Source organism: Methanocella sp. MCL-LM (assembly GCF_049676595.1).
Classification (GTDB): domain Archaea; phylum Halobacteriota; class Methanocellia; order Methanocellales; family Methanocellaceae; genus Methanocella_A.
Genome location: NZ_CP187259.1, coordinates 3,123,626 through 3,137,786, shown reverse-complemented (window position 1 = coordinate 3,137,786; position 14,161 = coordinate 3,123,626). Strand labels below are relative to the sequence as shown.

Sequence of the window (14,161 nt, the reverse complement as noted above, 5' to 3'; positions counted from 1 at the left end):
TACTTAATCGTTTCTAATAAAATGTTATTACTAATAAATATTTCTATCAATATTTACTATGGTTATATTCCATCAGAATGCGTCTGATTGTATATTTACATTAAAAAGCTTAATATAAAATGTAAAAAGCAATACTCATTGAATATTCGCGTATTAGTCCTTCAATACCTAATATCTCATTAGGGTCTGACGACTATGTCAACACAACATATGTGACTAACGACTTTATGTCAGAATGCGGTCGTTTTTATATGGTATGCTAACACTCTGCGTCGGAGTTTTATATAAATTGTACCTCAGTGTCTAAGAATTTATACTTCTATCTACCGAAGCGCTACGTTAGTCGTGTAATGGCGGGTCGACTGTCTGTATATAACGAACCTCTGATAGCGATACTAGGTTATGGAGTTGATTGATTTCTACCCATGCGGCAGCAAGGTGGTTTTGTTCGTCACGGCTAACTACTATCCAAGCGTAAGGATCAATTGTGTGCGTACTTGCTCCCTCTTCCAGTGATATGTATACATAGACAATGTCACTAACTGGCTGCATGCCATTCTTCATAGCTAATGGGTCATTATGATGGCGGAGATTCCCCATATTATGCATCTGCATTTTTTGTTCTTCTCTCGACTGCCCGGGGGATAAGTAACTGTTCACTAATTTCTGTAGATCTGTAGTCAGTTTTTTTTCAGCATTGCTCAATCCTGTCTTTAGTTGCATGAAATGATCGATATTTACAATCGCTGGATATCCTTCATGCATGTTTCCGCCGACAAATAGTGAGCTCGTTACCGTCGGTATTTTTAATGTCCAGGCTTTTGCGGGCGGTATTAATAGTAGTCCTAAGACAACGATAACACAAATTCCAAGATATATTAAACGTGGTAACTCATGTGTGATTCGAAAACGCTTTCTGTCTAGCATATCTACTCAGCTAATATATTTGACTATCAATACATATAAGTAATCAGTTGTATTAAGCGTTTTATCAGCCCTATAGATGCCCATATTGCAACCAGTCAAATAATGTTCATTATTATTTGTATAAGGTCGATTTAGTATTTTTGTGGAAACAAATTTTTCTATAGTAAATGTAAGATTTATTTGATCTATTTTTAGTGATTTTCTTTTGGTAATAAGTTCTCTACGAACTTGGCTGTACAGTTCGCAACGGCAATACTGATCAAACGTTCATCACTATTGTTTAGGGGTGGTATATCTATTGGCCTTACGGGTTCCTCAGGGGTATAAAACAAAAGTTTCTTCTCAGCTTGGTCAATCAGGCTGATATTTAGGCTGATCTGAGTACCGCTAGGTTGTATTGTCGTCTGTAATATCGTAATATTTCCATCTGACATGCAAAGAGTTCTCTGCTTTTCAAAGCTATATGCGGTAAAATTTAACCGGACGCTGGTACTGTTACCGGACGTGATAGCTACTGTTGCATTATTACTCATCCAGCAGGCAGGAGTACCTCCCCAGTTTTCTACTAAATGCCAGTTCTTATCCTGCATGATGTACGGCTGAATAATATCACTGTTATCCGCTCGATATACCACGATCTTATCGTCGGAATATGTCGGGATTCCTAACGCACTACTTACACTATTGTTGATTTGAGTATATCCATCTGGCTCCAAATAATTTTTATGGATTATTAAATACCTAATATTGTGGCTGTTAAGGATTGATTTTGATAATAGTGAGCTATTCTGCTGAAATAGATCTCCAGCAGACCTCTGGTAAGTAATCTCTGATATGAATGGTGTTTTTTTCTCAAATTCTAAGGAGCTATCCGGTGCTCTGGCCAGTTGTCCACCGACCATCCTTTTTTGATGTACAGTCTGGTAGTACTCAGCCATTATACCTGCCGAATAATCGTAAGTTGCTGGAATTTCAATAACGGCAAAATCGCCCTGTTCTTTTGAGAGAGAATAGTAAAATTCTGGCACTGCAGGATCAGAGGTAATAAATGGTACTGATAGGTACTCAAAAAGGATAAGCATCATAATGACTATGGGTAATAACGCCTGCAACCTACCGGTAATTATTTGATCCATGCGTCGGGTAGTAATATTCTTCTTTAGTCTGGAGGCGCCAAACCCTGCAATCACTGTGATCGAAAGTAATGTTAAAACCTCAAAACGCCCCGGGGTCCGGCTGTTATCAAGGCCCGGGATTATATGAGATAAGATGCTGAAGGGCATTGGGATCTCGTAATTAAAAAAAGATGTTTGGCCGAAAATGTGCAGGATAGGCCCAAGAGACATCAACGCGAAGAATAGGGCGGATAGCTGCCAGAATCTAATGGTATTAGAACGTTCACAGATAGATGCATATATTATAAGGAATAGCACCGTAAAGCCGATGAACGCAACGCGCTCCCATGTTATTCTAGTGGCGTCCATCCTATTATAGTAGTTCTCCTTAATCCAGCTTCCGAAGATCGGATGGTGAACCGACGGAACGAAAAAGTTAAGAAGATCCACAGAACCATTTGCGGCTTCGCTCTGGCCAGGTTTGAGGAAGTTATCACCAGATAATGCAGTGGCAATACTACTTGCGTTCATAGGGACTAGTATCGATAGGCTAATAGCAAGAAATACCATGACCGCCAAGACATCTTTTTTTTCAAACTTAATCACTCCAATGATAAGTTGGTATGCAAAAAACAACATGACAAATGTACCCATGAATACCATATACTGCATATCACTGGCTGCCACAAGGATGAAAAAGAATGCCGCAAAAGCTGCGTCAGACCATTTTTTACTCTCTACCATCCTGAGAAGAAACAGCGCACAGAATGGTATCCACTGCATCGTAACAGAACCGATGTGGCCGACGAAAGCATGCTCGAAGTGGTACGGAGCAAAGGTGTATATGCAACCTGCCATTACCGAAGCGGACTCATCACCTGTAACACGCCTGACAAGGAGATATGCTCCGAATCCGCTCAGGACAAAGGAAGAAAAATAAAGGAGGTTTATTGTTAGAACCGCTCCTAACAGAGGTTCCAATAATATTGCCAGAATCTGGTTATACGCCATGCTAAAGGGTATTATCGGGGTGCCGGCAGGGTAAAAAATATAGTCTGTGTAAGCCAGCGAATGTATCGATCCGCCATTTAGAAGCTTGTCTACAGCCTGATCAGTTACCCAGAAATACCAGACTGCCTGGTAGATATCTTCCGAACCCGGCAGCTTTGAGAAGGATGTGAACACCAGGGGATAGGTGAGTATAGCCGATAGGACTATAAATGTAATTAACACAGCTAAGTATCTAATTAATTCATTCTTCAGTAACAGAGATAATATCTCTATATATCTCCAATTCAACTTCTCCTACCCCTGACACTATTGTTGGTATATCACATTAACTAATTATTTATAGATCGCCCCATGGTTGCCATATACTGCCAAAATATTTTTGTTCAATATTTTAAAAGTCGTACACATAAATATCATCAGCAGATAGTGTCACGTTTTTCGAGCAACTGCAATGATGTCTTTTGTAAATATCTTCGTACTCTTTCTACCATACAGAAGAAACAATGCTCTGAACATTTTAAACGTAGTCCAGGCAAATGCTTTCGCCAGGTAATTTACAGGATTAAAGTAAAATATGTAAATGTTCTGCGGGTGAATACTGACATTATTGAAGCCTGACACTTTTAATATCTGGGACATACTTTCTTCAGTGAAGCTGGTCTCATGTGTAAAATCCAGGTACCTTGAGCTGTTCCCGACAATGGGGTTGGCCGAATTCGGCACTTTTGCGATCAAGGTACCGTTAGTGGATAAATTTTTAGATATCAGATCAAGAAGGGCAAATATTTCCTCTTTCCTGAAGTGCTCAAGCACATCATTAATGATAATTGCATCGAAAAGGTCTATGTTATCCTCAAGAAACTTAAAAACATCTCTTTGCTCTGCCCTGAACTGTTTATCTTGACAAAATTCTATGTTCTCTCTGCTAAGGTCAATACCCAGATAATTTACATAGCCGCGTTTTTCTAGATAGTAGAGGAAATGGCCCATTCCACAACCAATTTCCAGTACCCTTGCCCCTGTATTGCCAGGCATAAATCGGGTATAGTTATTATCAAAATATCTATAATAAGTATTATACTCTCGCAGATCGCCCTTATTGATACTTCCGAAATGGGTAGATATATAGTTATTATAGATCTTATCTCTCATCTGTTTCCACATCTCATTAGATCATTGATCAAGGTGTATTTACTTTATTCCTGTTTTATTCCTGACATATAGATCATGATCGATACTTGTGATATGCCAGGAATCTGCATTAATATCTTGTCAGCCATATCATAGAACGTCGACATGGCCGCAGGGACGGGCGGGGTGTATAGCATATGGCCGATGATTGGCATACTAAGGTCTGTAGCTCTTGACCACCTGATAAAATTACCGGGGGTCATCTTCATGATTCCTCGCTCCTGTTTATTAGCAATCGCAGGCAATAGATTAGTCGGAAATAACCAGTTTGGTTCCATAATTGCCAGTTTACCGTGGTTTTTTAGTACTCTAAACGCTTCGCATATCCCGGCGCACGGGTTGTTAAAATGATGCAAGCTTCCCGAGATAAATACTGCATCGAATGAGAAGCTTTTAAAGGGCAGACGGTGCCCGTCTCCCGAAACCAGGCGGACAGCTTCTCTGCCCAGCTTCCTTTGAGCCACATTGAGCATACCTTGTGATATATCTACCCCTGTGTACGAGATTTCAGGATACTTGCCGATTAGATACGCCGCGTGAATCCCCGTCCCAGTTCCAATCTCTAATATATTCACATCTCTTGGCTGTCTATCCAGATCAAGCAATTCACAGATCTTTTCAATTTTCCTCATGTGATTCCGGTTGTTTCTCCCGTACAGTAAGCCTCTGTCAAATTCTCCCGCTTTCATGTCATAGTAGCTTTTTTGGCGCATGGCTCACCATCTCGATAGTACTGACTCGTATCTGGACGCGATATTCTCAATGTATAACTTTTTTATAGCTTCCCTGTTTCGGGCCCCCATCTCTCGTCGTTCGACTACGTTGTCTACCAATTCGGTCAGCTTATCCGCTGTTCTGGAAATGTCGGCAACCGGGACGAACAGGGCGTTTGTTCCTTCTGTCATGAAGTCGGTTTGCCCGCCACTGTCCGTGGCGACGATAGGCAATCCGGCATACATCGCCTCCATCAGGCATATGCCGAAACCTTCGTGGATAGAGGTGAGCAGGTAGATGTCCGAGTTCTTAAGGTACTGGTACTTTTTTTCCTCGGTCAGGAAACCCTTGAAATTCACCTTATCTGCTATGCCCAACTCCTTAGCCAGTGTAACTAAGCTCTCTTCCTCAGGTCCGTCACCGATTATCACATACCGTACATTTTTCTTTGATAAACTTGCAATTGCACGGATCGCAATATCAAAACCTTTCCTTTTGACAAGCCGACCGACTGATATGACAATAATTTCTCCATCCACAAGGCCAAGCTCCTTTCTTGTAGAGGATTTTTCCACCGGCAAGACAAACCCCACTGGAATAATCTCCACACGTTTATCCGGCTTATAAAATTTTTCTGCAACAGATCTTATGTTATTAGATTCTGCAATAATAGCCTCTGATTGGCAAAACAGCCATGAGATAAGCTTCCTTAGTAAATAATGCCTGTGGGGCGAAGTCTTTTTACTTGGATCGTAGATATCCCCACCGTAAATCGATATGACGCTTGGTTTTTTGAAAATTTTCGCCAGCAGGGCACCGCTCAACCCCGAAGGGACCACGAAGTGAGAATTGATCACATCGTATTTTCGACACATACATAGTCGGGCTCCGCAGATAAAACTCGACGGGAAGAAGGTCACAAGCGACAGAAGCGACGCAGTGCTCAGTTGCTTCCTGCCTATAACCGGTACCCGGAAAATGTTAATCCCATCCACGGTTTCCGCAGTGGGCAAACCCTTAAAAGCTGTCGTGACGTAGTCTACCTGGTGATTTTTAGCCAGCTCCCGGGCAAGGTTAAAACATGCGATGCCTCCGCCTCCGCCAAGCGGCGGGAACTCGTAGTTAACTATCAGTATCTTCATATTCCTCGGGTAATCTGCCGGTAATGCCTCTGCCAATCACTTTTTCAACCCTGTAGTTTTTAAAGTTATTCTGCCTGTAGTACGTTTTTAACGATATGTCGGCCATTATGCCGAAGGCAAAAAACTGCAATCCTACGATTATTGACATGATCGCCAGTATAAATAGCGGCCTATCTGACAATGATCGGCTTAACAGCAATCGTTCTGCTACCATTATTACCAGTGTCAGGGAGCCTACAATACTGATCAGGAGGCCGAAAGTGCCGAAGATATGCATGGGCCTGGCAGAAAATCTGCTCCAGAAAGTAATCACAAGCAGGTCAGCAAAGCCTTTGAAAAGCCTTCTCCAGTTGTACTTGGATTTACCATATTTACGCTCTCTGTGGTTTGATTTTATCTCCCCTACTCTGTATCCGTTATATGATAAGATCGCAGGTATATATCGGTGCATCTCACCGTAAAGCTCTATATCTTCGACGCATTCCCTTTTATATATTCTGAGCGTACACCCTGAATCGTGGATACTTTCTTTGATCAGTACCTTTCTGAGCGTGTTTGAGGTCCGGGAAGATATCTTTTTAGTAAAACTATCCTTTCTATTGAATCGCCACCCGCAAACTACGTCCAGGTCCTTCTCTGATATAGCCTTCAGGAGTGCCGGTATGTCTGCTGGATCATTCTGCAGATCTGCGTCGAGCGTGACTATGTAGCTTCCATTAGCTGTGTCAAATCCTGCTTTCAGTGCGGCGCTTTGACCGAAGTTGCGCCTTAGCTTGATGACCTTTATATCTACATCTTCTGCAGCCATCTTTTTAAGAATTGAGAATGAGCTATCTGTAGAACCGTCGTCGACAAATATGATCTCGTAGGGTAACTCTATTGTTCTTAGCACAGTCTTCAATTCTTCGTATAACAAGCTTACATTTTCCTGTTCGTTATACAGCGGTATAACGATAGAAATCGACCCCGGTTCACCCATCTATAGATCCTCAACTCTTTTCGCATTTATAGGGCTTATACTGTAAAAACTAATCGCTATTATTACAACCTGGCTCCGAAAAATAAGCATTTATATATGAGATGCGATTGAATGACATGGCATGGACAAAGAGAAAATCGTGAAAGCGACGTTTATCCTGATTACTCTGCTGATCGCTTATTTTCTTCTGTCTCAGATCTCCCTGCCAATGATAGCGGCAACCTTGTTATCTATAAGTATGCCCTCGCTTCTTGCCAGCTTTGCGCTATATGTGCTCATGAACTTGTTCAGGGCGTTTAGGTATTCAGTCATGACAGACAGGAACCTGTATTCGAATAACTGGAAAATGTTCACTATCGTCTGTACCCATAACATAGCTAATAACGTACTACCTTTCCGTACAGGGGAGCTAACTTTTGTATACCTCGCAAAAGTGCAGTTAAAAATTGCGACGGCTATCGGAGCGGTAACGCTCCTACTATCTCGGGTCTACGACATCTTTATTATCTGTATACTAGTTCTGCTTGTGCTCTTAATCTTTCCTGGTAACTACGGGCTGATAAACGGTATAGTCCCTTACATTGTACTGGTTGCATTTGGATTGTTTATATTCATCACGTTATTTATTGCTTATCAAAAACTGTTCATCGCTGTCCTAAACACGGCTTATCGATGGTTTAAAAATGGTATGCTCATCAGAATCATAAACCGACTTGAGGAAACTACCCAGTTCTACTCTAACCAAACGTTTCAGACGAGCATAGGTCTGCCATTAATACTCACAGTAATCATCTGGGTACTTAACGTCTTATCGATCTATGTTCTGGTTGTAGGCATCGGAATAACAATCAGCCCATGGGCAATCTTCATCGGCATTATGCTAGTAGTCATTGCAGCATCTATCCCCGTCCCGGGAATTGCCAATTTCGGCTCTTTCGAGCTCATCTGGGCATTCGTCTTCAGTGCTTTAAGTGTCACCCGGGAAACAGCCATCTCATCCGGGTTTGCCGTTCATCTGATCGCACTAACTTATGCAATAGCACTGTGGCTTTCAACTACTGCACTTGATCGAGCCTTACACTAGAATAATCGTACAACCTAAAAACTTCTAAATGTTACTGGATACGTATTCGACGTACTTTTTTAAACCCTCTCGAACACTGGTGCCTGGAATATACTCGAGTTCCTGCTTAGCCTTTGAAATATCTGCCAGCGTGTGCTCCATATCTCCGGGTCTACTTTCATCAAATACAATTGAAGATTTACTGCCAGTCAGGCATATGATACTTTCCGCTAGCATCCTTATCGTGATCTCGTCCCCTCCTCCGATGTTATACACCCCGTGTCCTCTCTCCATTGCTCTCAAGTTGGCATCTACAATATTTTCAATGTAGGTAAAGTCCCGGGTTTTATTACCGTCGCCAAAAATCTTGATTTCTTTTCCTGCGATAGCATTGCTGGTAAATATGGATATTGCCAGATCCGGGCGCATACGGGGGCCAAACACTGTAAAATATCTCAAAGAAACCGTATCGAGATCATAGATCGATCGGTATACCTCACAATAGTCTTCAAAGCATAGCTTAGAGACACCATATGGCGATATTGGTCTGGTGGGAAGATCTTCTCGCTGCGGTAGGTCGGTTATCTGGCCGTAAACGGAAGACGAAGATGCATTGATTAATTTTTTTATACCGCATTTTCGGGCAGCGTCAAGGACGTTGAACCCTCCTATAACATTTACCTCATTAGTCTTCTGCGGATTCCTGATCGAAGCATCTACTCCTGCCTGTGCAGCGTTATGAAAGACGTAGTCGATATCTACCATTAGCCTGTCAACTAGATCTTTATCTAATATGCTGCCTCGTGCCAACCTAAAGTTATCATATCGCGAGAGTATAGCAACATTTGACTCTTTTAGTACCGGGCTATAATAATCATCAAAATTATCCAGGCAAATGACTTCGTGCCCTCTTTTAAGCAGTTCCTCTGCCACGTGGGAGCCAATGAAACCAGCCCCCCCTGTCACCAAACACCGACTATTTTTTATGCTATCACCACTTTTGGCGCATGTCGTCGCTGTTTATGGTTCTGGTAAGCCCTTCTTCAAAACCTACGTTCACCTGCCACCCCATCGACCTAAGTATAGACACGTCGGCACACAAACGGGGAATTTCTACTACCTTATTGCGCTTTCGTGTATCAACGCTTGTGATATTTATATCAGGATCGATCATTTCTCGGATTTTCTGCACAACCTCAGAGATATGCCGTTCTTGGCCCGAGCCAATATTAATGAGTCCATTTCCAACCTCGCCAGCGATAATAAATGCCCGGACAGCGTCTTCGATAAACAGGAAGTCTCTTGTCGGCTCCATGTTGCCTACATTTATTGACTTGTTACATCTTGCCTGCTCAATTACTCCGGGTATCAAAAAGCTCGGATCCTGCCCCGGCCCAAACATGTTAAACGGCCTAAGTATGGCATACTCCATACCATAGGTATTCCCGTATGCCTGAACAATGTTCTCTGCAGCGATCTTACTCGCAGCGTACGCCTCTCTTGGCACTACCGGGTGCTTCTCATCAATGGGCAGGTATTGTGGAACTCCATACACGTGGGCACTGCTTACATAAACAAATTTTTTTACGTTGGACTTGCGAGATTCTTCCAGCAAATTAGCCGTACCCATGGCGTTCGTATGAAAAGTCTTGATGGGGTCTCTTATCGATGCATCCACATTCGAGATTGCAGCCAGGTGGTATACTATATCTATACCATTGCATAGCCCCTCCAGCGAGTGGGTCTGAGTGATATCTCCCGAGACCCATCGTAAACCTGTTTTATGAGTTAATGGCCCATCGGTGGAAAGTCCTACGACTTCGGCGCCTTCTTGCAACAGCCCATTTACCAGGTAGCGTCCGACAAATCCCTTGGCGCCGGTGACCAGTACCTTTTTACCATTCCAGAACATTTTAGGGTCACCCGGAAGCTTATTCGCTTCTTGGCGTCTTGCCCTTGCTCTTCATGTCTCGAGCTACCAGCTCGATATCGCTCTCGACCATCATCTTAACCAGCTGCGGGAACGTGACCTTTGGCTTCCATCCCAGAACATTTTTAGCTTTAGATGCATCTCCTAGCAGCAGGTCTACTTCCGCCGGCCTCACAAACCTCGGATCAATCTTTACATACTTCTCCCAGTCTAGGCCAGCCGCCCCGAATGCCAGTTCGCAGAACTCCCTTACCGAGTGAGTCTCACCAGTGCCTATCACATAGTCATCTGGATTCTCCTGCTGCAGCATGAGCCACATGGCCTCAACATAGTCACCTGCGAAACCCCAGTCACGCTTAGAGTCCAAGTTACCAAGCCTGAGCTCATCTTGCAGGCCGTGATAAATCCTCGCCACGCCATCCGAAATTTTTCTCGTGACAAACTCTATGCCTCTCCGCGGCGACTCGTGGTTGAACAGGATACCACTACACGCGTACATACCGAAGCTTTCCCTGTAATTAACTGTAATCCAGTGGCCGTAGAGCTTCGCGACCGCGTATGGGCTTCTCGGGTAAAACGGGGTTTTCTCGTTCTGCGGCGTCGCCTGCACCTTGCCGAACATTTCGCTGGAAGATGCCTGGTAGAACCTGGCGTCGCTTCCCGCCGTCCTGATAGCTTCCAGTAGTCTGGTTACACCGATCGCTGTCGTCTCCCCTGTAAAGATCGGCTGGCTCCACGATGAGCCGACGAACGACTGAGCGGCTAAATTGTAAATTTCGTCCGGCTTTGATTTCCTTATTGCAGATACCAGCGAACTCTCGTCTGTCAGATCACCGGGTATTAGCTGAATCTTGTCCAGGATGTGCTCAATCCTAGCGGTGTTGACAGAGCTGGTCCTCCTGACAAGGCCATGTACCTCGTAGCCCTTATTTACTAATAGTTCAGCCAGGTATGAGCCGTCCTGTCCAGTGATACCAGTAATGAGCGCGCTTCTTTTTGCCATATAAATCTCTCGATGATATGCAGGATAATATGCAACTTTATACTGTAAAAGAACTAATGCAGAATAAGCTTATCGTTTTATTACTTCTTCATCATCCCGAACCGGGTCTTTAATAAATTCACACCCATAGCGGGAATGTACTTAAAACTAAACTTGCTGCCCTTGTCATCCTTCCAGACAACAGGCACCTCTCTAATGGCACAGCCAGCATTCTTCATGCGCCAGAGCAGCTCCACATCGAACTCGAAGCCCATGCACGCCATCTGCGGCGCTACCTTCTCGACGTATTCCCTCTTGAAAATCTTACCGCCGCACTGTGAATCCTTAACCTTCAACCCAAACAGAAGCCTCGGGAACAGCGTATTAAAAGACTCGCTGGCCAGTCTCCTAATCAGGTACTGGCTCTCGACGATAATGGCCTCTTTTGACTTCCGATCGGCGATCACGCAACCGGCGCCTGTCTTTTCCATCTCCTCGATCAGCTTGAGGAACTGGTCTACCTTCAGCGAGTTGTCTGCATCAGTAAACCCGACAATATCTCCCCGGGCGACCTTGAACCCCTCAAGCACGCCGCCACCCTTGCCTAACCGGTTCGGAAAAGTCAGAACCTTAGCATACTTAGCGGCGATCTCCGGCGTCCTGTCCTTGCACCCGTCGCATACGACAATTATTTCAAAATCCCCGGCAGACTTCAGACCCTTGCTATATTCTTCGAGAGTCTTCTCGATCCGGTCTTCTTCGTTGTACGCGGGAACGATGACACTGATCAAAGTGATACCTCGGGCGTGGTGATTATTTTCCTCTCTTCTATTTATAATGATCACCGGCAACATCATTGCATGCCGGTTTTCCTTCATATGCCTGCTCCAGCTTCCCCACGAGCAGGTCCCAGTCGTAGGCTGCAGTTACGCTGACACACTCCGCCGACATCCGCTGCCTGCGGGGCTCGTCGTCGAGCAGCATCTCGACAGTGTCGGCGATATCCTTCTCGTCGAGCTTTGCGACGATGCCTGTATGACCTTCCTCAATCAGGTCAGTAGCATAGTTCTTCTCGCAGTCTACCGTAATCACCGGCAGGCCGCAGGCCATCGCTTCCAGCGTAGTGATACTAAACCCTTCCCTGGACGAAGGCAGCACGAATAACCGGGCAGCCTTCATCCTGGCAATCAGCTCTTTCTCTTCCAGGAAGCCTCCGAACCGGGTAGTCCCTTCAATACCAAGCTCGCTGGCCAGCCTCTCAAGGCTTTCTCTTTCCGGCCCGTCTCCCAGTATCGACAGCCTGACCTTCCCCTGCGACAACGCACAAGCCCTGATCAGCACATCGACATGCTTGTCTTTGATAAGCCGGCCGGCGAACAGCACGTCGCACGTATCTGCAGCGGGAGCTATCTCCCGGATATGCTGATACGGGATACCGTTGGAAACGACTAAAACTTTCCGGCCGGGCAGCCCTGAGGACTTCAGCGCCTGCGCTGTCCGGTTTGATACGGCGATAATCCGGTCGGGCATCCGGGCGCCCCACTTCTCGATCGTTCGCCCGACGAAGCCCTTTACTCCTCCGAGGTACTCGTACCAGTAATCGCCCCAGTACTCGTGCCAGGTGGCGAAGAAGCGCTTTCTTTTCATCGTAGCAATCGCCCGGCAGACGAACAGCGGGAAGTATGGGTGCTGATTGCAGTCGATCACATCGAACTGTTCCCTGGCCAGCGGTATCGTCAGGCAGACGGCGAACCAGATCGCTTCCAATATCGACCGGCGACCGTCGACGTACAGGTCTTTCTTCCCGCAGACACCGTGATAAATAATCCCGCCAATATTCTGGACGGCTTCGCCGTCCCACCACTTCACTCCAAAAACGTGTACCTCGTGGCCTCTGGCCACCAGCCGCCGGGAAAGCTCATAAATGCGCTTCTCAGCGCCGCCCTTGACGTACGGGTAGATGACGTCGCTGACGAAGACGATCTTCATCTTCCCGGCCCCTTTACTCTATCGTCTGGACCGGAGCGCTACCAGAATGATGTCCGCCAGCAGCCCGAAGAACACGATCTGGAGCCCTGCGAGAAAGAGCATCGTGCCGCCGACTACTGATGCGAATCTGGTGATGATGCCCGTCTGCAGCCACTCCTGCACAACAAAAGCCCATGCCAGTACGCCGCCGAGCATGAGCAGGCCGCCGATGGGCAGGAAGATGGTGAGCGGATTGTAGTCCCGGACCATCCTGATGACCAGGCCCAGAATGAGTGAGCCGTCCTTGTATGCCTTGAGCTTCGGCACGCCGACGCGCTGCCTGTACCGGATAGGTACCTCAGAAATCCTGATGGACTTCTTCCTAGCGTCGATGATCATCTCGCTGGCGAAAGGCATGCCCTCGGACGTGATCTCCATCATGTCCAGCGCAGTGCGGCTCATGGCCCTGAACCCGGACTGGGAGTCGCGAAGCTTCAGCTTGTAGAGCATGTTGATGGTGCCGGTGATTAAGCCGTTGCCCATCCTGTTGCGAGCATTCATAGCCCCTTCTTCCATGTGCCCGAACCGGTTGCCCAGGACGATGTCGGCGTAGCCGTCCACAATCGGGTCGATTAGCAGGGGTATTTCGTAAGGATCGTAAGTGTAGTCGCCGTCCATCATGACGACGATCTCTGCGTCGGGGCAGATGTGCCTGAAACCGAGGAGGTAGGCATTACCATAGCCGATCTGCTCCTGGGTGATTACTCTTGCGCCTGCCTTGCGGGCCTTTTTGGGGGTATCGTCAGTGGACTTGTCGACCACGATGATCTCGGTGATGTAGTGTTTTAGCGCCTGCCTGGTCTCGTTGACTACTTTGCTGATGGCGGGCTCGTTCATCGTGGGTATGATGACCGACACTTTAATGTCACGTACTTTGCCTGTGTCTTCCACTTCCGGCTTTATTGTCGTCTGGATCTGCGACGCCTGCATGCAATCCCTCGGGCCAGCGGCCACTGCCACGCCTGTCTTTAAAAGAATATCAGTGGGCAGCCTATAAACTTTACCCTATACTATAAAAGGATTTGTGAGCGACCCGTATGTCGAATTAATGATTGCAGGCACGCTCTTGGCCGACATTT

The 14,161-nt window shown here is 45.8% G+C and carries 13 protein-coding genes; 1 reads left to right on the top strand and 12 read right to left on the bottom strand.

Annotated features, from left to right (window positions below):
- Positions 1-339 precede the first annotated feature (339 nt).
- The 6 genes from ACPLPM_RS15950 to ACPLPM_RS15925 all read right to left on the bottom strand — a co-directional run bounded on the left by ACPLPM_RS15950 (position 340) and on the right by ACPLPM_RS15925 (position 7,079).
- Positions 340-927, bottom strand: coding sequence for a hypothetical protein (locus ACPLPM_RS15950; RefSeq protein ID WP_424357758.1), 588 nt, complete (start codon positions 925-927; stop codon positions 340-342).
- 191 nt (positions 928-1,118) lie between these two features.
- On the bottom strand, positions 1,119-3,227 hold the full coding sequence (locus ACPLPM_RS15945; protein ID WP_424357757.1) for a hypothetical protein: 2,109 nt from the start codon (positions 3,225-3,227) through the stop codon (positions 1,119-1,121).
- 255 nt (positions 3,228-3,482) lie between these two features.
- Positions 3,483-4,205: a class I SAM-dependent methyltransferase gene (locus ACPLPM_RS15940; RefSeq protein ID WP_424357756.1), complete on the bottom strand. Its 723-nt coding sequence runs from the start codon at positions 4,203-4,205 to the stop codon at positions 3,483-3,485.
- Positions 4,206-4,249: 44 nt separating this feature from the next.
- The gene (locus ACPLPM_RS15935; protein ID WP_424357755.1) at positions 4,250-4,876 is read right to left on the bottom strand and encodes a class I SAM-dependent methyltransferase; all 627 of its coding nucleotides are present in this window, start codon (positions 4,874-4,876) and stop codon (positions 4,250-4,252) included.
- A gap of 84 nt (positions 4,877-4,960) precedes the next feature.
- Positions 4,961-6,136 carry a glycosyltransferase family 4 protein gene (locus tag ACPLPM_RS15930; RefSeq protein WP_424357754.1) on the bottom strand — a complete coding sequence of 392 codons (1,176 nt, stop codon included), beginning with the start codon at positions 6,134-6,136 and terminating at the stop codon, positions 4,961-4,963.
- Positions 6,081-7,079, bottom strand: a complete 999-nt coding sequence (locus ACPLPM_RS15925) for a glycosyltransferase family 2 protein (protein WP_424357753.1) — start codon at positions 7,077-7,079, stop codon at positions 6,081-6,083. The genes ACPLPM_RS15930 and ACPLPM_RS15925 overlap by 56 nt, the downstream gene beginning before the upstream one ends.
- Positions 7,080-7,200: 121 nt before the next feature.
- Between ACPLPM_RS15925 and ACPLPM_RS15920 the strand changes: the two genes are divergently transcribed.
- A complete protein-coding gene (locus ACPLPM_RS15920; protein ID WP_424357752.1) occupies positions 7,201-8,163 on the top strand; it encodes a lysylphosphatidylglycerol synthase transmembrane domain-containing protein in 963 nt (320 codons plus the stop codon).
- A 24-nt stretch (positions 8,164-8,187) separates the two neighbouring features.
- On the opposite strand, the gene ACPLPM_RS15915 is transcribed toward ACPLPM_RS15920, so the two are convergent.
- From ACPLPM_RS15915 to ACPLPM_RS15890, 6 genes are all read right to left on the bottom strand, one after another.
- On the bottom strand, positions 8,188-9,108 hold the full coding sequence (locus ACPLPM_RS15915) for an NAD-dependent epimerase/dehydratase family protein (protein WP_424357751.1): 921 nt from the start codon (positions 9,106-9,108) through the stop codon (positions 8,188-8,190).
- A 25-nt stretch (positions 9,109-9,133) separates the two neighbouring features.
- Positions 9,134-10,054, bottom strand: a complete 921-nt coding sequence (locus ACPLPM_RS15910) for an NAD-dependent epimerase/dehydratase family protein (RefSeq protein WP_424357750.1) — start codon at positions 10,052-10,054, stop codon at positions 9,134-9,136.
- Positions 10,055-10,073: 19 nt separating this feature from the next.
- Complete coding sequence (gene gmd / locus ACPLPM_RS15905) at positions 10,074-11,075, bottom strand: GDP-mannose 4,6-dehydratase (protein WP_424357749.1); 1,002 nt, start codon at positions 11,073-11,075, stop codon at positions 10,074-10,076.
- 80 nt (positions 11,076-11,155) lie between these two features.
- Positions 11,156-11,845 (bottom strand): dolichyl-phosphate beta-glucosyltransferase, encoded by a 690-nt coding sequence (locus ACPLPM_RS15900; protein WP_424357748.1) that lies wholly within the window; start codon positions 11,843-11,845, stop codon positions 11,156-11,158.
- Positions 11,846-11,882: 37 nt separating this feature from the next.
- The gene (locus tag ACPLPM_RS15895) at positions 11,883-13,043 is read right to left on the bottom strand and encodes a glycosyltransferase family 4 protein (protein ID WP_424357747.1); all 1,161 of its coding nucleotides are present in this window, start codon (positions 13,041-13,043) and stop codon (positions 11,883-11,885) included.
- Positions 13,044-13,061: 18 nt separating this feature from the next.
- Positions 13,062-14,042 (bottom strand): glycosyltransferase, encoded by a 981-nt coding sequence (locus ACPLPM_RS15890; RefSeq protein ID WP_424357746.1) that lies wholly within the window; start codon positions 14,040-14,042, stop codon positions 13,062-13,064.
- Between the last annotated feature and the right edge of the window lie 119 nt (positions 14,043-14,161).

Excerpts from the sequence above, each read along its gene's own strand:
- ACPLPM_RS15950 (WP_424357758.1), bottom strand. The coding sequence starts at position 927 with ATGCTAGACAGAAAGCGTTTTCGAATCACACATGAGTTACCACGTTTA.
- ACPLPM_RS15940 (WP_424357756.1), bottom strand. The coding sequence starts at position 4,205 with ATGAGAGATAAGATCTATAATAACTATATATCTACCCATTTCGGAAGT.
- ACPLPM_RS15935 (WP_424357755.1), bottom strand. The coding sequence starts at position 4,876 with ATGAGGAAAATTGAAAAGATCTGTGAATTGCTTGATCTGGATAGACAG.
- ACPLPM_RS15925 (WP_424357753.1), bottom strand. The coding sequence starts at position 7,079 with ATGGGTGAACCGGGGTCGATTTCTATCGTTATACCGCTGTATAACGAA.
- ACPLPM_RS15920 (WP_424357752.1), top strand. The coding sequence starts at position 7,201 with ATGGACAAAGAGAAAATCGTGAAAGCGACGTTTATCCTGATTACTCTG.
- ACPLPM_RS15910 (WP_424357750.1), bottom strand. The coding sequence starts at position 10,054 with ATGTTCTGGAATGGTAAAAAGGTACTGGTCACCGGCGCCAAGGGATTT.
- gmd (WP_424357749.1), bottom strand. The coding sequence starts at position 11,075 with ATGGCAAAAAGAAGCGCGCTCATTACTGGTATCACTGGACAGGACGGC.
- ACPLPM_RS15895 (WP_424357747.1), bottom strand. The coding sequence starts at position 13,043 with ATGAAGATCGTCTTCGTCAGCGACGTCATCTACCCGTACGTCAAGGGC.